Consider the following 24,376-nt stretch of genomic DNA (forward strand, 5'->3'; position numbering starts at 1 on the left):
ACCTAAACATAGAAATGGAGGGAGGAAGAAAAACAAGAGGTACAGATAAAAAATATATAATAAAATAGAAAATAATGGAGGAATAAAATGCAAAAATTAAGAGAAAAATTGAAGAACAGAAAGGGTTTCACGTTGGTTGAAATGATTGTGGTTTTAGCTATTATTGGTATCCTAATTGCCTTGATAGCACCTAATATGGCAAGAATTATTAAAGACGGACAGGAAACTTCTGATGCTGCTAAAGCTAAAACAGCATTGACGGCTGCACAGGCATATGGAACACGTCAGGTTTCAGCTGGCCAAACAGTTGTTCCGACTATTGGTACAGCGGTTGGAGATGCTTTTGCTATGGAATTAACAAATGATAACATGAAACAAGCTTATAGCCGTCCAATTACAGCTGGAAGCGGTGAAGATTTTATGAGTAATACGGGCGATGCTTATTTAAACACTAATGTTGTAAAAGGTTCCGATCATTTATATATTTATATAAGTAAAGAAGGTGCTGCAATGGGAATTGTATATACTAATGGAGATAAAATTAAGGCTGTTGCTGGATTTGCCCCAACTGGAGCATTGCCTACAGGTCTTGAATTTACTACAGCATCATTAAAAGATTGCACATATACTGCCGGTGCTATTACCGCACCTACACCGTAAATTTATTTTTAGAGCAATATTTTTATTAAAGAAATGGAGAATAGTAAATGCAAAAGTTTAAAGAAAAATTGAAAAATAAAAAGGGTTTCACATTGGTTGAAATGATCGTAGTATTAGCGATTATCGGTATTTTAATTGCCTTAATAGCACCAAACATGGCAAGAATTATTAAAGATGGACAGGAAACATCTGATGCTGCAAAAGCAAAAACAGCATTAACAGCAGCGCAGGCATATGGAACACGACAGGTTTCTGCTGGGCAGACTGTAGTGCCAGGAACTGCTGTTGGAAGTAGTGGCGCTTTCTTTGTAGAATTAAATAATACTGCAGTAAAAGCTGTTTATAGCCAAGCAACACCTGGTAAAGAAGATTTTATGAGTAATACAGGAGATGCATATTTAAATACTAATATAGTGAAAGGGCAGGATAAATTATATGTCTATATTAGTAAAGAAGGCGCTGCAATGGGAATTGTATATGCTAATGGTAGTGGAACTGCTTTAAATATAAAAGCTGTTGCAGGTTTTGCGCCAGATGGGGTTTTTGGAACGACTACAGGACTTGAATTTACAACTGCTTCTTTAAAAGATAAAAAGTTTACTGTGGCATCGGGTGTAATTGGTTAATTATTAATTGATATTTACATAAACAGCAAGCGGCTTCAGACTACCAGTTGGAAACCGCCTGCTGGCTTTAAATGAATGTTTCGCAAATCTTCCCCTTTCTCCCTGTACAACGGGGAGGGCGGAGCATTCATTTAAAGCCAGCAACTCAAGTGTAACAAAATGGCATGTGACAGAAATTATCAGCATCTAAAAAATGCAGCGCTGACTGCTTTGAAAGGAGGTGACTGTATATGATGCCATTTATGCACAGGTACAAGAAAAGGGTTAAAAATAAAAAAGGCTTTACAATTACTGAATTAGCTGTAGTTTTAGGTGTGCTTAGTATATTGATTGGTATAGTTGCATTTAATGCAGTGAGAATCGCTAATCAGGCATACATGGCAAGGGCAGATGATACTGCTCAGGTAATTTATATGGCGATGCAGTCTTCGCTGACAGATCTGAAAGTTCAGGGCAAGTTTGATGAGGAGTTTTCGGATGCAAACCGGGGAACGGAATTCTTTGATGTTCCCGAGGAGGCGATTAAGGGAGGTACTGTGGATGGAGTTGATTATCCCGGCGTGACATTTCCTGGAGTTGCCGAAGGCAGTGCAGATGAAACTGCTAAAAAGCAAGAACTGATCGATTCAAAAAAATTAGTTTACATGGAATTGAGCAAAGATGACTCGGATGAATCTGCTTTGCTTTACCGTCTGTTAGAACCTTATATCAGTGATAAGAGTATTCTCGATTACAGCATTCTGGTAGAAGTTAATCTAAATAATAAAACGGTTCGTTGCGCATTTTATTCAGAACGTACAGATAGCTTATCTTATAATGAAACAAGTTTAAGCGAAAGTGTATTAAAGAGTAAAGAAAATGTGCTTCTGAGGGACCGGGGTGCCCTGGAAGATAAAAGACAGGGCTACTATGGCGCTCAGGGGATTGGAGAACCGGAAAATTTAGGACTTTTGGAGAATGCATATGTAAAAGTTAATAATGATGATATGCTTACTATTGAGTGGGGGGAAATCGGTCCGGAAAATGATGCAGGTGGAGTAACGGATGATAAGAGGAAAAAATTCACCAAAATGACTTATGATATATCCATTGTAAATGCTGTGGATACGTCGAAGGTCTATTATAAGATAAAAGACGTTACCGCATATAACAGCGGAGATGGTTATATAACGCCAGGAAGTACTGTGACAACAGGAGCATCCGGCGATGTCCGTGGTCCAATGCCGGTTTATGATCTGTATTCTTATGATAAAAATAAAGGCGTGAATAACTCTCTGAAAACGAATTTAATGGTTCCTTTTTATACGGAAGAACTCCAGGGTGATGGAACAATGAAGAGCTATGACGGCTCTGATGAGACCAGTACCTTTAAGCACCGGCTGTCATACTATGTACCTGCGGATAAAGCAGGGAAGAAACAATATGGAGTGTTCCGGCTTGTTCTCGACAGTATAACGGATGACAGTGATGATAAATTATCGGTCAATAAAAAATATCCCTCAATACCATGGAATGAAAACTTTAAAGTCATAGTAGAAGGAAAGTATAAAGGTGAAGGATTTACCGGATCCATGAGTGTTTCATCCGGAGAAGAAAATGCCTATACGGAAGCAAAGACGGTCAATCCCGCAGAAAATATCTATGTAACAGGTGTGCGGGGCGGCACGTTATGGGAAGAAGCAAAAGCGTATCTGGCTAACAGGGAGAACCCGGACTTATCTAATATGTGGTACGGTTTAGGGTATGCAAGACACCTGAGTAATCTTCGGTACATACTAAATGATAAAGCAGATCCGACAGATCCGGCTTATGTGCAAAATAAAGCCGGCAATTTCCAGAACTTCATGCTGAATGATGACATTGACTGGAGTTTACAGAAGCTTGGAAGAGAAGAGGTTATACAGCCAGGAGGTGGTAACAAAGTATATCACCGGCTGGTAGTGTCAAATGCGTCGGGAAATGATCTGACCACAACAGATGTCTTGAAACTGCGGATTTTACAGCCGATTTCGGCAAATGAACATGATGCGTTAGAGGCAGACAGAACTAGAGGGTTTGAAGGATCATTTACTTCCACGGTTAAAAAAGATACATCAGGGAAGATCGAATACCAGAAAAGGGCGGACGGAACGGATCTAGAATATGAAGTTACGGATTCCCATGGTGTGGTAAATAATGAAAAAATTCCTGTTTATCAAAACTATAAATTATCAAACTTAAAAATAAGTAATACATATACAGATCCGGATAATCCGACTGATACAGCAAAGGAAAACAGAGTAGGTCTTTTTGAAATTGTTGGACAAAATGCATCTGTTAAGAATTTTACCATTGAAGGCATCACGGCTAAGGGAAATGATTATGTAGGCAGTGTTGCCGGCGAGTTTCAGGGATTTGGAAAGAATATTACACTCCTGAAAAACGAGAAAAATAATTATCACACGAAAATGGTAGAATTGGCAAGCGGAGAAAAAAGTGAAGAACGACTGAAGGATAGCAGTGGAAATGAAATTGTTCTAAAACCTTACGCATATGGAGCAGCGGATACTGGATTTAACGGCAATACCATAAAAGCAGCAGGTAATTATGCCGGAGGAATTGCAGGTATACTTGCAATAGGAATTGAGGACACAGTTCCCGGTGATGCAAAATCAGGAATGTTGGTAGACACTGCAAACGGAACCCGTTTTATCAGTCTGTATGACGGTAAGATTAACGAAGTGAATCAAACCCAGAATCCTGCTCTTGGAAATGCCAGCCGAAAAGATTTGAATGGTATATCCGTAAAGGCAGATAACAATGCCGGAGGAATCGCCGGTGTGGCAGACAAAAAGACAGTCATAACGAAAGCGGTTAACACCGGAGAAGTTACAGCTAAGCAGTATAATGCCGGAGGAATCGCCGGAAGTATAGAAGAAGGAAGCACTTTTTCTGGACTTGATAAAGCAGCGGGTTCAACCAATGAGCAATATGTTATCCGGGATTACGAATATGTTACAAGTGCCGGGACGACTGCGGTGAAGACTTACAAAAGTGAATATTCCAATTATGGAATCATTCAGGCTGAAATAAATGCCGGAGGAATTACAGGTTCTGCAGAAGGACCGTTGAATCCAAAACTGCATTATGATGTAGTAATCGAAAATACAGCAAATGCCGGCCCGGTGCTGGCAACAGACAGTTATGCCGGAGGAATTGCAGGACAGATACAAGGTTATCAGGTATCCCTGCAGAATATAGTAAATAAGGCCGATGTGGCTGCTGTTGGTTTGACAGCGACTGGTGGAGCAGGAATAAAAGGTTATGCCGGAGGTATTACAGCTGCCGCAGGAAATGAGTTTTTAATAAGCGGAGCTGTAAATCTGAAAACGGAAACAGGAAAGATCATTGAAGATATTAAAATCGGAACAGTGCCTGTTATGAAGCCTGGTATTTCAGCGGTATCGTATGCCGGAGGAATTATAGGCTTGGCAGATGATCAGGTGGAAATATCAAACCTTTCATTACCTTATAATATTGGAAACCTGACGGCAAATGCCATAATTCAGGTCAGCAACAGTGCGAATGTAACCACTCAGGGCAGTTATGCCGGAGGGATCGCCGGTGCTTTGACAAAAAATGTAAAACTTAATGTGGGGACTACTCAGGTGCAGGAAAAACCGGTCTATAATGAAGGAACGGTTAGTGCCGGAGGCAGTTATGCCGGAGGAATCACAGGTGTGGCAGCCGGAAAAGTTGAGATTCAAAATGTGGAGAACCGTTATAATACGGTGACCACACCTAAGATTGAAGCTGCCGGCAGTTATGCCGGAGGAATCGCAGGTAGTGTCACTTCCGAAGCAGATGCAGGTTTGTTCCCGGGGGACACCCAATCTCCAGATACTGAAGTAAGGATTGTAATCTTAAAAAGTCTGCCAAGTATTACGGTGGATCCTATAACAGATGAAATAGATCCTGTTCTGGGGTATTACACAAATACAATGCCGGTTAGCACAACCGGTACAACCGGCAATAATGCCGGAGGTATTGCAGGAAAACTAAATACCACAGGAGAAATCCGAAATGTATTTAATGCCGGAGCTGTAACCGCATCACAGGCAAATGCAGGTGGAATAGCCGGTTACATCAGCTCAGCAGTTACGATTATATATGATGAAAAATTAATAGAAGCAAGAATGAATCATGTCAACTCCATGGCTACCAATGAAGGAACTGTAAATGCATACAGAAATGCCGGAGGAATCGCAGGAAATATTTCAGATGGGGATGCAGTTGTTCATAATGCATTTAACCGTGGAAATATTACAGCGACTAATGAAGATGCCGGAGGAATTGCAGGGCTGATCCAGGAGAGACAGCCAAGGGGTACCAACGCACTGCCGGATAAATTTATTCTGTCATACAGCCAGGATATCTTAGATAATGTTGTGATACCGGCTGAAGCAGGTAAAGGTATTTTTTATACGAACAGCGGCTCGGTACAGGCGGCAAATAATGCCGGAGGAATTATTGGCGATTCCCACGCAGATGTAAAGAATGTGTTTAACCGGGGATCGGTAAGTACACGTACTTATGGGAATGCCGGAGGTATCGTGGGCAATATGAACAGGGATACAGCAACTGCTGCATTGCCAATGGTTATATTCAATGAGGGGCATATCGCAAAGCGTATGATCTCCAGGGCAGAAGCAGGAGCAGTGCCGATTTATAATAATGCTGGAAATGTATGGACGAATACCGAAAATGCCGGAGGAGTTGCAGGGCACAGTGAACACACCGATATTTTAAATATGTTCAACCGTGGAAATGTAACTGCTTATACCTACAGTGCAGGAGGACTTGCCGGAAGTATTACCGAAGGAAACATCCGTCATGATGCGGATGTAGCCGAAAAAGTTTTTGCCGGCAGGATATTCACCAATCAGGGTAACATCACAGCCTCAATAGATAACGCAGGAGGCGTGGTTGGCGCAGGTGTAGATACGAATATTAACAATGTATTTAACAATGGTACTGTCCAGACTTCCAATAGAGATAATGCCGGAGGTATTGCCGGTGATCTAAAGGGTGATATGCAGAATATTGCCATCAGCGTGGACAATGCAATTGCAATAAGCATGTTAGAATATGGCATGTATACCAACCAGGGAAATATTACGGCAAGAAACAGTAATGCCGGAGGTATTGTGGGAAGAGCAGCAAATGCAGTATCGATAACGGATACTTACAATACCGGTACAGTAAAATCGTTATACAATAGCAACGCCGGAGGAATTGCCGGACAGGTGATCGGAGAAATCCAGATCGAGAGCAGGGAAGCTACGGCTTCTAAAACCCTGGAGAAAAAAGTAAGTACCAACCAGGGAAATATTACTGCGAATCAGAGTAATGCAGGAGGTATTGTCGGAAGTGCAGAAGGCCATGTGACAATCAGAGATGTATTCAACCGGGGAACCGTAAATGCAGCTGCCGGGAATAATGCCGGTGGTGTAGCAGGATTTTTAAGCGGAAAAGGAACGATTGAACATCGCAAAAACATTGTCATTGGAGGCATAGGCAACCCGGACAGCGTCCTGAATGATTACTTCATGACCAACCAGGCAAGCGTCACCGCAGGCGGAGACAACGCCGGAGGAATTGCAGGTAAGGTAGTCGGCGTTGGTTCAGCAGATGCAGACAGAGCGATCATAAAAGATGTCTACAGTGGAAGTTCAACAGCAGCTGGAGCATTGCCGCTTAGCGTAAATGCCAGAAGCAATGCAGGCGGTATGGTAGGAAGACTGATCGATACTGATATTACAAACGATGTCAGTGTAGATACAGCAATCAGTAAAGGAATTTACACAAATAATTCTACTGTAACAGCAAGCCGCAGCAATGCCGGAGGAATTGTCGGCAATGCGGATGGCAGGGACAGAGCAGATGACAGATTTAATAATATGTCATACGCAGGAATAGACAGCATTAAGATAGGTTCCGGACTGGAACAGAACAGCTTTAACATCTCTGATGTCTATAACGCAGGAAATGTTACTGCGGAAAGGATGAATGCCGGGGGAATCTTCGGTATAGGCGGTGACGGAAAATACAGTAATAAGGACAATCGTGTGGTAAACATGATTGCAAAGGGTATGAGTACGAATACGGGAAATGTATGGGCGAAAATTGCAAATGCCGGAGGAATCTTCGGTTATGCAAGTGAAAAGTTTGAGATTTCCACAACCGCAAAAGACTATCAGGGAAATGATATAGATGCAGATATCACCGATTTATTTAACAGAGGAAGCATCAGGGCACAGTACAATGCCGGAGGAGTAGCAGGAAAAGCGGTAAAGCTGGATCTGAAATATTCCAGGAAAGTACTGACAGATGCTATGAATGCGAATGATCCTGATAATTTCCTTTTTACGAATACAAATCGGGTAACCGCAGATTATGACAACGCCGGAGGAATCATTGGCGATGCGGACATCTGTATTTTACAGGATGTATTTAACAGCGGAATGACAGGAACCTATGAACAGGTTCAGAATAGTGGCGCCCAGGGAGTGATCAGTGCCGGCCAGGACAATGCCGGAGGTCTGGTGGGAAGAGCAGATGCAATGAGCATTTCTTATTCCAAATTAATATCAGACCAGATTATAAATAACCGTGCATATGTCTATACCAACCTGGCTAATATTCGCGCAGGAAGGGACAATGCCGGAGGAATTATCGGTAACGGCCGGGGAAGTGTGCAGCTGCTGGATACCTATAATATGGGTCAGATCACCGCAGGAAGAAATAATGCCGGAGGAATTGCCGGACAATTATATGATAAGGGAACCGGAGATATTGTCAGCGACAAAAAAGACAGCGCCGACAAAAATGTGGCAGACTTAAGCGGAATTGATGTGAAATTAAATCAGACCGTGAAGGCAGAAGATACCAATATAGGAGGTACTGCTGTTAAGGATCTGAAAAAAGCCAAAAAAGTCAGCTATATTACCTATCAGACAATCACGACAGGTCCGGATACACCGGATGCACCTTATCAGAACCGTTATACCAATGCTCCGAAAGCTGCAACAGTAAAAGCATCGGCAGAGGATAATATAACGGCAGGCAACAATAATGCCGGAGGAATTGCAGGATTCGTTACTGGTAATCCGGGAAATATCCGCGTTGAGAACACCTTTAACACAGGTGCGGAGAAGAGCGGCAATGCAATCTGCGGTATTCGTGCGAGAAACAGCAATGCCGGAGGTTTGGTAGGAAATTCAGTTTATGCAGATATTACCTACACATTTGATATTAATCCCGGACCGTCAAATCTGAATACTACAGATAAAGGCGATCACAGTACATTTGCACCGGCGTTTAACGATGAAGCAGTACGTAAAGATCCGTATGCAATCCGTATTGGCGGGAGCATGACGGGACTTCACATGGTTGCCAACAATGCCCAGGTAAGGGCAAGTTCCATAGACAAGGGTGCCAGCCAGACAACTGCTCAGGGATTGGTTGATTTTAGTACAGGAGACCAGTATAACCTGACCAGTCAGAACGCAGGCGGTGCAGTCGGATATATGGAAGGCGGCAGAATTGAAAGAGTTTATTCGCTGAAAGGAGAAGTTGTTTCTCCGGAAAATGTAGGCGGAGTAGTAGGATTTGCAAAGAATGCACTTGTGAAACAGGTTACCAGAATGGATGGAGAAGACATTTCCCTTGGGACAAAAGTTGCAAAGGGAAGCGGAAACTTTATTCAGAGGGGAAGCAGGAATGTGGGCGGAATCATCGGCTATGCCTATGATGGAACCCAGGTACTGGATACCCGTAATTACAACAGTGTAACCGGAAGAACAAACGTAGGCGGTATTATTGGATATGCAGGAACAAGCGTAGAAGTAACGCTTGCCCAGAATCTGAAAGCTGTTACCGGTAAGGCATACAGCGCCGAAGATTTAAAAACGGATACTGCGTCCATAACTTTACCGGGTTACGAATCTGCACAGCTTGATAAGAGTAACGTAGACGGAAGCTATATCGGTGGAATCGTGGGCCGGGGTGACAATAGTGTTATTGTTACCATGAGTAAAAATGACCCGTTGATCACCGAAGAATTTAAAGATTTACAGGAAGATGCGAAGTTTGCCGGAAAGTATACCCTTGGCGGCAACCAGTCTAACGCAGTCAGTGGAAAAAGCTATGTAGGCGGTATCACAGGAGCATACGGTATTATCAATTATACAGTCAATACCGGACAGATATCTGCGGTGCAGCGTGCAGGCGGTATCAGCGGAAGCGGGTACCGGATCACAAATACATACAACACGGGTGATGTGATTGGTGAAAACAGGGTGATTTACATTCATGATGTAGGACATGTTCCGGGAAATTCAACATTGACAGAATATACACAGGCAACACATATCGGCGGTATAGCCGGTGAGCTTGGTGAACGTACCGGCAACGGAATTGTTCAGAAGCCGGAGACAGGTGTCTATATCCAGAGTGTATTCAACAGTTCACAGATTGTCAGAGGAGCCAGTTACATAGGCGGTATTGCAGGCTATGCAGTCGGTCCTGTGGATGTATCTTATAACAGTGCAACCATATCTGCAAAACAGACGGATACCGGACTGGATGACTTAGGAGTATCCGGTACAAAAGTAGGCGGGCTGGTAGGCGTAATGGCCCAGGACCGCAATAAGACCATAAAAATAACAAACAGCTATAACACAGGAGAAATAATAGGTACCAACGACCGGGGAACCCTGATTGGATTCCTGGAAGGATATACCGATGAAGTAATTAAATCAGAACGTATTGAGAACAGCTATTATCTCAGTGACAACGAACTGAAGTATTGGAATAGTTCCACCTCACAGATCGACTCCACCTTCAACTATGGGTTAAAACCAATTTCACTGCCAAGCAGTACAGACTATGAAACATTTGTACAGAAAACGCAGCAGTTGAAAAAGGATGGAGATCCGGCAGATAATACAACTCCGTTGGATGAAAAGAGAACGGACAGTGAATATGGTCTGCGAAATTACAGCAATATGGTACGCCAGTATGCAAAGGTAAATTCCAGCGTCAGCGTATCTATGGAATATCCGGCCAAAGGGGAAGAAAATTTAAAAACCCCTCTTAACAATAAAATTATGGGAACCGGTTCGGCAGATGTGGCAGCTTCTTCAGGCAGCCTTGCAGCCCAAAAGGCAAGATCGGCTAAATTTGTTTATCCATGGACAGAGGATGAATTAACTCTGGGAATGGATTATGAATTTCCACAGCTGGATCTGGCAGGTGCTTCTGCGGATGACAGCGGTATATCCCAAGTCAGCCTGGGCAGTTTTACAACAAACGGAGGACAGGCACTGCCGGGTAATAACCAGTCGTTTACGTCTCTTGATAATACGAAGGTTTCCTATTATTACAACTATTGGCCAACAAAAGTCGTTGATTATATGCAGTCATCCGTGGAATACCATGATGGAGGAAATAATGACAATTCATCGTATACAGACGGTACCTGGACAGCAGATAACACCAACAATACCGGAGTAGAAATAAAATTCAGAGACAATGATAAGTATCCGGTAAAGAGAGTTACACAGGAAAATGTTGATTTATTAGCCAGGTTCAAACTGAGCAGCGGCGCATTGCCAAATTATATGAACTTCTCCGTTTATGACGGACACAGCAGAGGAACCTATAATTATAATAATACAGTCTTTACAAATACGATATTGCCAAAATCGCCGGTTAAAGTTTACACACTGGCTAAGGCATCCAGTTATGAGTATGACGTCCCCAATAAAAAACAGGATATTATGGTAAACGGGGAATTGTATTATTTCTATGCAAAAGATACGGCAGGAAATGATCCGGATAAATTTGATTCTGTAGATGATATTACGGTATCCGTAAATCTCACAGGAGCAACTAATATGACCATCCGAATAAATCTTCCTTGTGAAGAGATGGATTCTTATCTGCCGGCTTCCAGTGGTTATTTTACATTAGAGGCAACCAAGATTTATGATAAGGAATTAGGAATCAAGCCGGAAAATTTAGCGGCATATGACAGAACCAGCAGAATGTTCAGTATGCATTTTTCAAATACTGAAATAGATGATGTTCATAATGACAGTATACTGGATGAAATCCCATCAATAGATTTTGATGATCTGGATGATCTGGAATATTATCCGCAGACAACAGCGGCATTGGGAAGCACATTGCTTGCAGAAGATGAGGCAGCAGCCCAGCCGGATACATACCGGGTAGAGACAGAGAACAAGCTGCAGATCCGGAATGAACGTCATTTATATAACATGAACCTGGGTGAAAACATGGGTTATGCAGCAATCGGAAGTTCCTATCTGAAATATCTCACAAGAGATATAGAATTAATGAATAATATTCAGTTGTCCACAAGTGATGACGGATACAATGGATTTGTAATTGGTGCATCCAATAAACGTATGTACCGTATGACGGGATCTCTGGACGGAAATGGTTATACCATTGGAAGAATCAGGGTAAACCGTATACAAAATCCCGGTAATTTCGAGGCCGGGGCATCCATACCGAATACACATTATGCTCTGATTTATGATCTGAGCGGCGGTGTGGTGAAGAATTTAAATATCGGAAGTGACAGCAAAATTGTTGCCGATGAAGCAGCAGGGCTGGCATATTACGTAAGTAATGGCAGGACGGCCAGGAACCCGGATCCTTATCAGGATTACGACAATGCTTTATTTGAGAACTTAAGTCCGCAGCTGCCGATGGAAACCGGCGCAGATGCAAAAATCTATGATACAAGGGTATCTGCAAGGATAAGTGCCAGCAGGGCAGGAGGTTTTGCACTGTATACGGCAAGGCGTTTCAGCGGAAGCGGGGATGTTCCTACAACAGCATCCGGAAGAGAGGCAGTTAAAAAAGCGGTTACTTTTACAGATGATACTTTTGCCGGAAAGATTAACGGTATCTATGGAGGAAATGATCCATTTATGAATGCCGGAGATGCACTGGCAAGAAATTCATCCAGATCAGCAGGTATCTTAGTATTTGTTTCCGGTACCCGTAAGTCGGAAGATATTGACGAGACAAAGCCAGGTTTGAATTTGTATCAGAATTACAGAACCGAGGCGGAAGTAAATGGGTGCCAGGTAGACAGAGAAGGATATGTATTTGCAAATAATGTATCTGCCGGAATGATCTGCGAGGCATTATATCCCCAAAATCGGGTGGGACAGATCGGAACAATCCGTAAATCATCCAATAACGGGGCAGTCGTTGCCCATGAACAGGCAAACGGCATCACGCAGGGTATTGTCAGCTTTGGTACAGGTGACACGGTACAGCAGGCAGACTGCAGAAATGAAAGCAGGATACAGGTTACTTATTCTTATAATAACGGTATCGTACAGACGCCGGACGGCAACGGACTGGCAAGCGGAATCGGAAACTATGTAAGTGAAGCTTCTTATTGTACGAATAATGGAAGTGTATTTGGAAAAATTGCTTCCGGAATCAGTAACTATGGAGATAAACATACCGTTGTTGACCTCTGTGTAAATAATGGTTATGTACAGGGAACGCTGGCAGCAGCAGGTATTGTGGCAGTTCCTTCCGGGTATGGCGGAACAGCCGTACCGAATCAGGATGTCCAGCTGAAACTGAGTAATTGCTACAACACAGGAAATGTTGCAGTCACTACGAATACGGATAATAAAAAGGCAATAGAAAATTCTTACGCCGGAGGTATCGTAGCTTATGCATCCAGTCCAAGACCGGACAGCTACAGCTGGGATACGTTAAAACCAACAGATATTACGGATAACGATGACAGAAAGACCATAATCAGGAATTGTTATAATGTAGGAACCGTTCACTATATCAAAGATTACACTGCGGATTCTTATATTTCTGGTACTTTCTCAGATAACAACCGGAATATCGGCGGAATAGCCGGAGGAGGATTAAACCGGTTCGTAGATATACAAAACTGCTACAGTCTGTCTGATCCGGAACTGAGCATCAAACAGCTCCACCAGGCTTACAAGCTGGTAATAAATGGAGCAACGACGGATTTCACCTGGAATCAGGTAGTAGTAAACCAGGATCCTGACGCAAAAGGTTATAATTACAAACTGGATGCGGTTGGAAATACAACCTATGGAAATAACGTAACAACAATGACTTATATGGATATGATGTCCGGAGATAATTTCAAAGGCTTTGATCCTGATATCTGGACTCTGGATAATCAAACCAGGGACGATGACGGAGATGTCTTGTATCCATTCCCACAGTTTGTGAAGAGGCAGCAGACAGCGGAATACGTCGGGGATCAATTCCTGGCAGATAAACCGGACTTTGCATTCAACGCAGACTTTAATAGGCGCAAGAACAATATTGATATAGAAACCCCGAAAACCACGATAGAAAACGCACAGGTTACGGTTAAAGATGCTGTATCCAGTACAATCAGCTATCAGAGTACACCTTCCAATTATTCCATTCAGATAGATGGATATGATCCGGCAGCCTCTTATCAGGTCACAATCTATGATGGTGATGCATATGAGAAGGCAGATTATGCCCCGATTACCATCCGGAAATTTGAAATAGCACCGGGAGGTGCGGTAACTTCAGGCGGCAAACTTCCGAATTATGAGTCAACCACCACAACGGCGGGAACGATGAAGTTCTTTAATCCGGCAAATGTTGTATTTAACGCAGGAACAGGAACGCTTCAGATTCTCGATGAAGAAGAAACCGGCTGGTATATGCCAATTAAGGGATACTATACAGCAATTGTAACAAAATCCACAGGAAACGCCACGACAGCGGATATTGAATCTAAAGTCAGTGATTTCCAGGATAAAAACGGAACGGTAAATGGTATTGCAAAATCTGCAATAAAAGGAAACACCTCTGAGCGGTTCCAGGTACATTTTGGAGGGGATAATGCTGATGGAAGTAATATTGATTCCCAGACAACCTTCTTTGGTCTGCTGCCAACCGGATATTCATACGGTACACAGGCGAAGCCTTATTATGTAACAGACCAGTACAGCATAATCGGCATGACTACATCCGGTATTGCACAGGATGCCACAACAGGGCGTTATTACAGGCAGAGCCAAGATTTCAAAATCGATCAGCCGTTCTATGAAATGTTTGAGTTTAACGGTGATTACGATGGCGATGGCCATAAGATCACTCAGGACAACAAAGATATTGGATTTATATCCTATTTAAGAAGTAAGGATAAAGCATCATTTACAGCCAGTGTACACAATTTACAGATGCAGGTAAAAGCAACGGATACGTCCGGTAAAAAGCTTAAGAACCTTGGAAAATACCAGGAAGCATCCAACTATACAGCAAACCTCGGACTGATTGCAGATTATGCGGACGATGCGTGTCTGGATAAGATTACGGTAAGCGGAGAGGTACGTGCTCAGGGATTTAACAGCCTTGCCAATGTAAAGAGATATTTAAATAACAGTTATACACTTGGCGGTGTGGCAGGATTTATCAGAGATTCAGAAGTAACCGATACAAGAAATAACGCGACTCTTGGAGTGAATTTAACCAGACCGGAAGCAGATGTTCCCCTTGGAAATGGGGACACGCTGAAAGTAAAATATGATCTCCCGGCAGCACTCAGTATCGAAACAGCCGGAATTGCAGCGTATGCAAAAGATACAAAATTCGTGAAAGTTTCCAATAATGGCGAAATTATTGCCAGTCAGGGAAATCATCACGCAGCAGGTCTGGTGCATACCATGGAAGGAAGTAAATCACAGATTTCACAGAGCATGAATGGCGGCTATATCAGAGCACACAACGGTACGGCGGCAGGACTTGTAAAGGATTTAAGAAGCGGCCAGATCAAACAGGCTTATAATACCGGTAAAGTAACAGCTCTGGCAGTTGCTTCAGCCGGAGGCAGCGGAACCGCAGTTGGTATTGCCGCAGATGTTACAGGCAGCGTAACGGAAGTTTATAACGCAGGATTTGTAAGCGGAAAATATCAGGGAAGCTTATCCAGGAACAAAGGGTCCAGAGGACGGTTTACAAATGCATACTATCTGAAGGACGAAAATTTCTACTGGGGAGATTCCACACAGCTGCCCGGATTGCCGGGATCCATGGTGGTGACAGACGATAAGGATCTGGAACTGTACCTGGGATTTGGCAGGGCACCGAATGAATATTGGGCTTTCGCAGACAATAAACACGAAGATTATGTGACAACACCGGCAGACCCGGACAATGGTATTGATGAAGTTTACCAGGATACCTACGCATTGACTTATGCAGAAATCACGGATGCAGCCGCAATGGCGGCAAAGGGATTCGATATGACAACAGGAGGTGCGGACAAAACCTGGAAGCTGGATCCGAATCCGGCAAATGATACCATTAACAGCAGTAACCTCTTATTGAGGGATTATGCTAAAGATCCATATCCACTGCCGCAGTTTACGCAGTATGAACATAAGACAAGAAAAGACCTGAACTTCCCGCTTCTGTTCGGAGCGGCACAGGAAACCGGGAAAACGCCGTATGGAAGCAGCGATAAGAAGCTGAAATACGAACCTTATGATCCGGTGGCTGACAAAGGGAAAACAGAGACATTTAAGGATACCATCAAGGTAGATCTGAATAATGTGAGTACCACAGCCAGATATAAAGTCCTGGTTTATGAAGGCGATGCGATTGCAGAGGATATAAAGAAACAGGAGAAACAAAAACTATTCGTTACCATAGAGAAGAAATATGTGGATCTTCGTAATCCGGGCAACCTGTCCAATATCAGCAATCTGAACAATATGCAGTACAGTAAGATTTATGTAGACGGGCAGAGCGGATACTATTATGAGGTCCTGGTAAGGGATGGGTATGGAAATGAAGTACCGGCGATTTTCGCCAATAAAGAATTTATCAATAACAAAAATGAGATTTTATTCAATAACAATGTATTAGACAGGCTGGAAGAGCCTCAGAAGGAGAAGCCATACTACAGTGCAACCGTGGTGGAATATCAGGTTCCGGGCAAAGAGGAGACAGATAAGAACAACTTCTACTCTAAGTTTAGTCCGCATTTTGCAAAAGCAACAGAAACGCAGAGTGCTGCATGGGAATTTGGAACTCCGGCAAAACCTTATGAGATCATGACTCAGAGAAACCTCTATAACATCAGTCTTGGGGGAATCAAACACGGGGACAGCCATTATCTGAAATCTCATTATGCACAGACACAGGATCTGGAATTAAAAGATAAGAAATTATCTGTGCCTGTACAAACGAACCAGGAAGGAACCATGCAGGAATTCTGGAAACGGGGCATTGGAACCCCGGCACAGGACTTCTCAGGAACCTATACTGGGGCGGCAGCGGGAGGAACGAATCACAAGATTCTGGATAACAGGTCGGCATCAGCAGCGAAACCGGTTGGATACAGCATTTTTAACGGAATGACTAAGACCGCTAAAGTATCAAATCTGGATTACATTATCAATAAAGCGGATTACCGTATCAGTGCAGATGCTATCCTTGTGAAGACAGGAGCAGGTACCATTTCCGGTATCAACCTCACTTCTGCCGCAGCGGACACCTTAGTAAAAGTAACAACCACAAGCCCAGACCGGTTTGGTCTGATTGCGGGTGAAATAAAAGCGGAACCAGGAGCAGCCGAGATACCGGTTGTAGAAAAGATTGATATCAGGAAAGAAATTTCAGTGGAAAATCAGGTTTCGAATAAAGAGGACATAGGCAGTACGGTTGGCAAGATCACCGGTTCTGCAAATCTGGCAGATGTAACTTCGGCAGCATCTATAAACCATACCGGAGCAAGCAGCAGTCTGGCTTCTACAGGCGGAATTGCAGGACGTGTAACAGCACCTGCAGGTTCTACAGAGCAGGCAGCGTTAAGCTTGAAGAATGTACATTACCGCGGAGGAAAACTGGTTCTTACAAATGCAGGCAACCAGAGGACAGGCGGAATCGTGGGTCTGATTGAACAGGCTGATACCGTTATGGATAACGTTTCCTCATCTGCGGATATCATCTTGAACCGTACAAACGGACAGGGTGCTTACGGTGGATTAGCCGGAAAGCTAATTAAGTCCGGCATTGAACTGAAAAATGGCACTGCTTCGGGGAATATTGTTCAGAATAACACAACCCAGAGCAGCAACCTGGGCGGAAGCTTTGGTGGAATCATTGGAGAAGTTCAGGAAACACCGGATATTGCATTTACAAATGTAACGGCAGGCAGCTATGATGCTGCAGCCGGAAGCTCTGTTACTAAGATACAGGCTGTAAACAATGGCAGCAGTGAAGCAGTGGCAGGCGGGATCATTGGTAAAGCAGTTATGGCATCACCTGGAAGTGCAGATGCACCGAACAGTCTGGTTATGAAAAATGTGACAGGCAATAGCGCGCTGAACCTGAGCTATGTATCAGGAAGCAGCAGAATCGGCGGAATACTGGGATATGCAGTCAATTACGCGGTGGAGATGGAAGATATCACAAACCGTGGAGATATTGCAATCGACAGGAACCAAACCGGCGGATTGGGAACCTATGGAGGTCTGATCGGAAAATTAGAAAAATCAACGATCTCCCTTACAAATGGAACGGCATCCGGCAGTATTGCAGAGAACAGCAGTGACCAGAGTTATAATCATGGAGGTGTATTTGGAGGAATTATCGGAGAGGCATCAGAAGTACCGGATATTGCATTTACAAATGTAACGGCGGGAAGCTTTGATACCACAGCCGGAAATTCTGTTACAAAGATACAATCAGTAAACAATGGGAATTATGAGACATTACTGGGTGGAATCATCGGAAAAGCCGTAATGGCGGCGCCGGGTAGTACAGGTGTACCAAACAGGCTGGTGATGAAAACAGTAACGAACAACAGCGGACTGAGCCTTACAAATGCAAAAGGAAACAGCAGAATCGGTGGAATACTGGGGTATGCGGTTAATTATACGGTGGAAATGGAAGATACAACAAACCGTGGAAATATTGACATCAATAGAAATTATACTAATGGGCTGGGAACTTATGGAGGTATGATCGGTAAGTTAGAAAAATCAACGATCTCCCTTACAAATGGAACCGCATCCGGAAGTATAACAGAAAGCAGCAGCACCCAGAGTTATAACCGCGGAGGATCTTATGGAGGAATCATTGGTGAGACTTCGGCAGTACCGGATATTGCATTTAAAAATGTAAGAACAGGAAGCTTTGATGCAGGAACAGGTACGTCCATTTCACAGATACAGGTGGTGAACAGTGGAAGTTATGAAGCCATAATTGGCGGTATGATCGGAAAAGCCGTAATGGCAGCCTCGGGAAGCGCAGACGCACCGAACAAGCTGGTCATGGAAGATGTAATCAATAACAGCAGCCTTAATCTGAATTATGCGGTTAATAACAGCCGTATAGGAGGAATATTAGGATATGCCGTAAATTACTCGGTTGAAATGAAAGAAATGAAGAACCTGGGTAATATCAACATTATCCGTAATCAGACCAATGGTCTGGGAACTTATGGAGGCATAATCGGTAAGTTAGAAAAATCCGATATAAAGCTGACAAATGCAGCAGCATCTGCAAACATTACAGTAAGCGGAACGCAAAGCTATAATCAGGGCGGATCATTCGGTGGAATCATCGGTGAAACCGCAGGCGTTAGTTCAATTACAATGAAAGACGTGTCTGCAGGCAGCTATGATGATGCAGCAGCAGCGGGCACAACACAGATTGTCATTCCGGACAGCGGTCAAAGAGTTATAAATGCAGGCGGAATCATTGGCAAGGCGGCAGCAGATACAACAGCTGCATCCAATACCATACAAATGGAAGGTATTGTAAATAACAGTACCATTCAGATAACGTCTTCTGCAAATGACAGCAAGATGGGCGGTATCATCGGTACAGAAAAGGGATTTGCGGTTGAGTTAAAAGATGTACAAAACCGTGGAAACCTAAATGCTTCTCAGGTAAGTGATACAAATTCACTTTACAGCGGCGGATTTATTGGAAAAGCCGAAGGCGGAAGCGTTGTAATCGAAGATACGGACAGCACTGGCAAGAGCAATGTGGTGAACCAGGGACATACATCAATAAAAAATGCCTATGTAAATACTGGTGCAGATGTAACTACCGTATATGCGGCAGGAGCGATAGGAAATATTGTATCAGCACCTCTGTCAGTCAAAGGTTTTGAAAACATAGGAAATATAGAAATTTCAGGACAGGGTAAGACAGGCAAGATGGCAGGCGGTATTGTAGGTCTGTCAGATCAGTCGGAAGTTACAATACAGGACAGTGTGTCAAGTGGCGATATCAGCCTAAAACAGATCAGCGGCAAAGGTTCTTTTGGAGGACTTGCCGGAAAAATCTCAAAAGCGGATATATCGGTTACAGACAGTACAGCCTCTGGAAATATTACACATAAGGATACTGCTTATGCTGTAAGCCAGGAAGGAACCTATGGAGGCATTATCGGCGAAACATCAGAAGTATCTGAGATTACGCTGAGCGGTGTTACAGCCGGAAGCTACAATACGGCGGACATGAAACCGGCTACCCAGATCGATATCAGCAATAGTAATAAACATGCTGTATCTGTGGGAGGCATCATTGGTAAAGTATCAAATCCGTCAACGGCAGCAGATGCCAAGAATAAGGTGACGATGGATGGCGTTGTAAATAACAGTTCCATTCAACTGGCGAATCCTCAGACTGAAAGCAGGCTGGGAGGAATCCTTGGAGAAATGCAGAGCTATTCCGTGATTATGAAAAATACGCAGAACCGTGGGGATCTGAGCGTAACAGGACTGGGTGATGAATCCGTTCTTTACAGCGGTGGATTTATCGGAAAAGCGCAGAACGGCGATGTGGAAATCACAGACACCGATGACACGGATGTAAGCAATGTACTAAACGAGGGTAACATCTCTGTCGGAAAAACACCAAGGTCTGCAACAACAGCAGGTTATCTATATACCGGAGGTGCAGTCGGCTATGCGGACCATACTCCTCTTACGGTTCATGGATTCCAGAATACAGGAAGTATGGCTGTTACAGGATCATCAGCTGGCACAAACTTCTATGGAAGTACAGCTGCAGGTGGAATTCTGGGTAATGTGATACAATCTGACGTTGAAATGGATGAAAATATTTCTGCAGGAAATATCGCTGTCAGCAATACGAACGGACAGGGAAGCTATGGCGGACTTGTGGGCAGAAGTGAACAGGGTAAACTAAATATCAAGAATTCGGCAGCTACAGGCAGTATCGAACAAAACGGAAGTAATCCGGTGAATACACTGGGAACATCCATTGGAGGAATCATTGGAGAACTGAATGAGGCAGCAGAAGTAAAACTGAAAAAAGTAACAGCCGGAAGCTACGATGATACGGATCCGGACAGCCAGACAAAACTGTATGTTAAGAATACAGACAGGCACATGATAAATCTGGGTGGTATTATTGGAAAAGCATCGGCATCAGATAACAGCGCGAATGTCATTACTTTGCAGGGAGTGACCAATAACAGCAATTTATTCCTGGAGAAACCTGCGACAGAAAGTAAACTTGGCGGAATCATGGGACATCTGCAAGGTTATACCGTGAACATGAAAAACACTGTGAATATCGGAAACCTTGAAGTATCCAAGCTGGGCGATGAATCTGTGTTTTACAGCGGCGGGTTTATCGGAAAAGCAGAAAATGGAAATGTTCATATGGAAGACAGCGATGATACTGGAAACAGCAACATCAGAAATACCGGAAATACAGTAATTGATTTAGAAGTTCAGAATCCAAAGGCTGATACCTTTACTCCTGGTACTGTTTACGGTGCCGGAGCAGTGGGATATGCGGCTGAGACCATGCTTGAACTGTTTGGAGTGAGAAACGAAGGTAATGTAGAAGTAACAGGTGAAAACCGACATGTTAATTTCTACGGAGCAGGAATTGCAGCCTATGCGGCAGATAGCGCATATCCAACAGCGCCGCCAACCACACGTTTCATAGTTCAGAATACACTGAATCAGGGAAATATCCAGGATAACCGGGATAAATCTGATCCGGATGAAGTGCCGGCAAGGGCAGACGGAATTGCAAAAGCGGGTGGAATCTCAGCAGAGATCCTCTATAAGAGCGACGTGGATATCCAATATAACCACAATGCAGGAGGAATCAAAGCAGATATGGCGGCAGGTATAGTTCACACTTTGGATGAAGACAGCCTTCCGTTCAGTACGGTTAGGTATAACATCAACGTGGGAACCATCGATGCAGGAACGCATGAAAACGGAGCAGATATAACTGCAATGTGGCAGCTTCCGGTAAAAGTGGATGTAAACGGTGATGAGTATAACGGGCGGGGCGAGAAAATGACAACAGCTCCGCCGGATGAAGGGGAAGGGGATGCCGAAACCCCGGAAACTACATCTGTAAAAGCAAAAAAACAAAAAAATAAGGCAGATAAAAAAGCTGAGACAACAGCGCAGACAACAGAAAGCCCCGCTGAAAAGCAAACCGGGCAGGACACAGAAAGCGAAGAAGAAGCAAAACAACCGCTGTCGGGCGAAAGCGCAGCCGAAACAAAGAATATACCGGAAACCGAAGATGTAACTGATACAAAAAAAACATCAGAAACAGAAAGTATAAAGGAAACAAAGGCAACGCCGGAGGCGGAGAGCCAGAAAGCAACGAAGAAGGCACCGGAGACGGAGAGCCAGACGAAAGCAAAGAAGGCACCAGAGACGGAAAGCCAGACAGCAACGAAGAAGGCGCCGGAGACGGAAAGCCAGACAGCAGCGAAGAAGGCGCCGGAAACGGAGAGCCAGACGAAAGCAAAGAAGGCACCGGAGACGGAAAGTCAGACAAAAGTAATAAAAGAACCGGAAACAGAAAAAGTGAAGAAGTCGAATGCGGCGTTGAGATCTGCTGCGGTAACGGAAATACAAACGGTACCGGAGACAGAAGAAGAATCCAATATGGATTCAACTTTGGAAGTAGAAAGTTCAGAATACAGGAGATCCGGTTCCAAATCCGGAGAGGTATCTGTCATAGATATTCATCCGGAAACGGAAATAGAAGATTCCAAAGATAGTGCCGAAACATACCCTGAAATACAGGAAAATGAAACCAGATCCAAGAGCCGTACAGGTTCAGGCAGTGGCGCAGCTACTGAGGGAACTTCAGAAACAGAAAGCAGTTCGAAATCTGAAATGGAATCTGAAACCCTTAAGGAAACAGAGACGGAGACTGAAACAGTAACAGAATCCGAAAGTGTGTCTGAAACAGAAAGTGAATCGGAATCCGAAACTGGTTATGAAACGGAGAGCAACACAGAATCCGAAACAGAAACAGAAACGGAAACTGAAACAGAGACAGATCCACCTGAACCACCGAAACCGGCCATTGCCCAGTATTATAACATTGGGCTGGAAGATATGGTTCGTCCGGAGCAGACGGAAGAAACAGATATGACCAATACAGGTACTACCGATACAGGTACCACCGAAACGGATGAGTCTGAGGAAGATGAACCGGAAGCAGAAAGTGCAATCTTGTTAAGTCTTGCACAGATGCAGGATCTAGATACCTTAAAAGATAAATCCGGCTGGGACGATACACTGATTGAAGGAATTAACCCGGCAGATCCGGATGCACCGGCAAAATGGATGATGCATACCGCAGATGAGTCAGAAGGACAGTATACATTGCCTGTATTAAGAGGAAATGAATATGTACCGGACGATGATACCCATTATATGGTGCAGGCGGTCAATAATGTATCCATTACAAATGATCCGGCTTCCGGTGATTATGTAGTGAATTGGAGTTACACAGAACAGACGGATCCGTCTGTGGATGGATTTGCAATTATGCTATATGATGCAGATCAAAATCCAAAGAGGATACTTACTTTAAGACCCGGACTGGCTGACCAGTCCGGAACACCAAAAGCAACTTCTTACAGTTACCATTTCAGTCCGGAGTACTGGGCTGATATCACAAACCGTTTGACGGAGGATACACCATTCCTATTAGGTGTAGCTGCAGTGAGAGATGGAAATGACAGAAGAATGCGCGGGGAGTCAATAGATATCACTCTGGGTAAGACAGAGGGGCTGATAGAAGCAGGAGACTCTTTGGTAATGGAAGCGGATCCCCTAATCCTGAACAGCAGGAGAGGTAAAATGAGATTTTCCCGGGGATACAGCGGAACGATCGGAGATACGGTGGTTCAATATGCTTATACCCGTTTAGGGGATCCTTATTCCATGCCATTAGCAGGACAGGGAGACTACCTGGATTGCAGTTATCTTGTAATGACAGCTTATGATCTTGCAGGTGTATCAGTACCTCGTGTAGCAGCTTGGCAGGCACAGTTCTGTGCCGAACAGGGAAGCGTAGTTTCCAGAGAGGAACTGCAGCCCGGTGATTTAATTTTTTACAGTTATGAAGCTAATGGAGATTATATGAATATCAGTCATGTAGCAATCTATGTAGGTGACGGGATGATGATTCATGCGGCTAATTCCGCCAGAGGTACCGTATTAGATCCAATTGTTGATTCTAATATTAACTTCTACGGAAGACCATATACTGCTGATGCAAATATCAATGCGAATGCAGATATGATGCCAATTGGAACCAATGATTCTGAAATTTATCTGGTTGCACAAATTGTAGGTTTGGAAGCCGGTGGAACAGGAGTAGAAGGAATGACAGCTGTAGCAGAAGTTATTCGTAACAGAGTAATGTCACCGCTATTCCCGGATACAGCAACAGGAGTTGTAGCGGCACCAGGGCAGTTTACAACCTATGCCATGATTGACAGTTATGTACCAACAGCAGAACAGATTTCAATCGTCACCCAGGTGATGAGCGGAGAACTATCTGTATTAAATAATTCAGATTGTCTGTATTTCTGCAGCAAAGGTTTCTATGAATCACAGGGAATACATGATGGGTTCTGGGGAAACATGAGTTTGATAGCAGAATATGGAAATTGTTTCTTCGTACCTTAATGGTACAAG

General features: G+C 43.7%; 3 protein-coding genes. All 3 read left to right on the plus strand.

Annotated elements, in window-relative coordinates; all coding sequences use genetic code 11:
* Nucleotides 1-87: 87 nt before the first annotated feature.
* The 3 genes from CD03_RS32240 to CD03_RS0103675 all read left to right on the plus strand — a co-directional run bounded on the left by CD03_RS32240 (nucleotide 88) and on the right by CD03_RS0103675 (nucleotide 24,367).
* A complete protein-coding gene (locus CD03_RS32240; protein WP_044288880.1) occupies nucleotides 88-660 on the plus strand; it encodes a prepilin-type N-terminal cleavage/methylation domain-containing protein in 573 nt (190 codons plus the stop codon).
* Between the two features lie 47 nt (nucleotides 661-707).
* Nucleotides 708-1,286 (plus strand): prepilin-type N-terminal cleavage/methylation domain-containing protein, encoded by a 579-nt coding sequence (locus tag CD03_RS35730; protein WP_052377645.1) that lies wholly within the window; start codon nucleotides 708-710, stop codon nucleotides 1,284-1,286.
* Nucleotides 1,287-1,516: 230 nt separating this feature from the next.
* Nucleotides 1,517-24,367, plus strand: a complete 22,851-nt coding sequence (locus tag CD03_RS0103675; RefSeq protein ID WP_027292478.1) for an NlpC/P60 family protein — start codon at nucleotides 1,517-1,519, stop codon at nucleotides 24,365-24,367.
* Nucleotides 24,368-24,376: the final 9 nt, after the last annotated feature.

The organism is Robinsoniella sp. KNHs210, assembly GCF_000686105.1.
GTDB classification, from domain to species: Bacteria; Bacillota; Clostridia; order Lachnospirales; family Lachnospiraceae; genus Robinsoniella; species Robinsoniella peoriensis.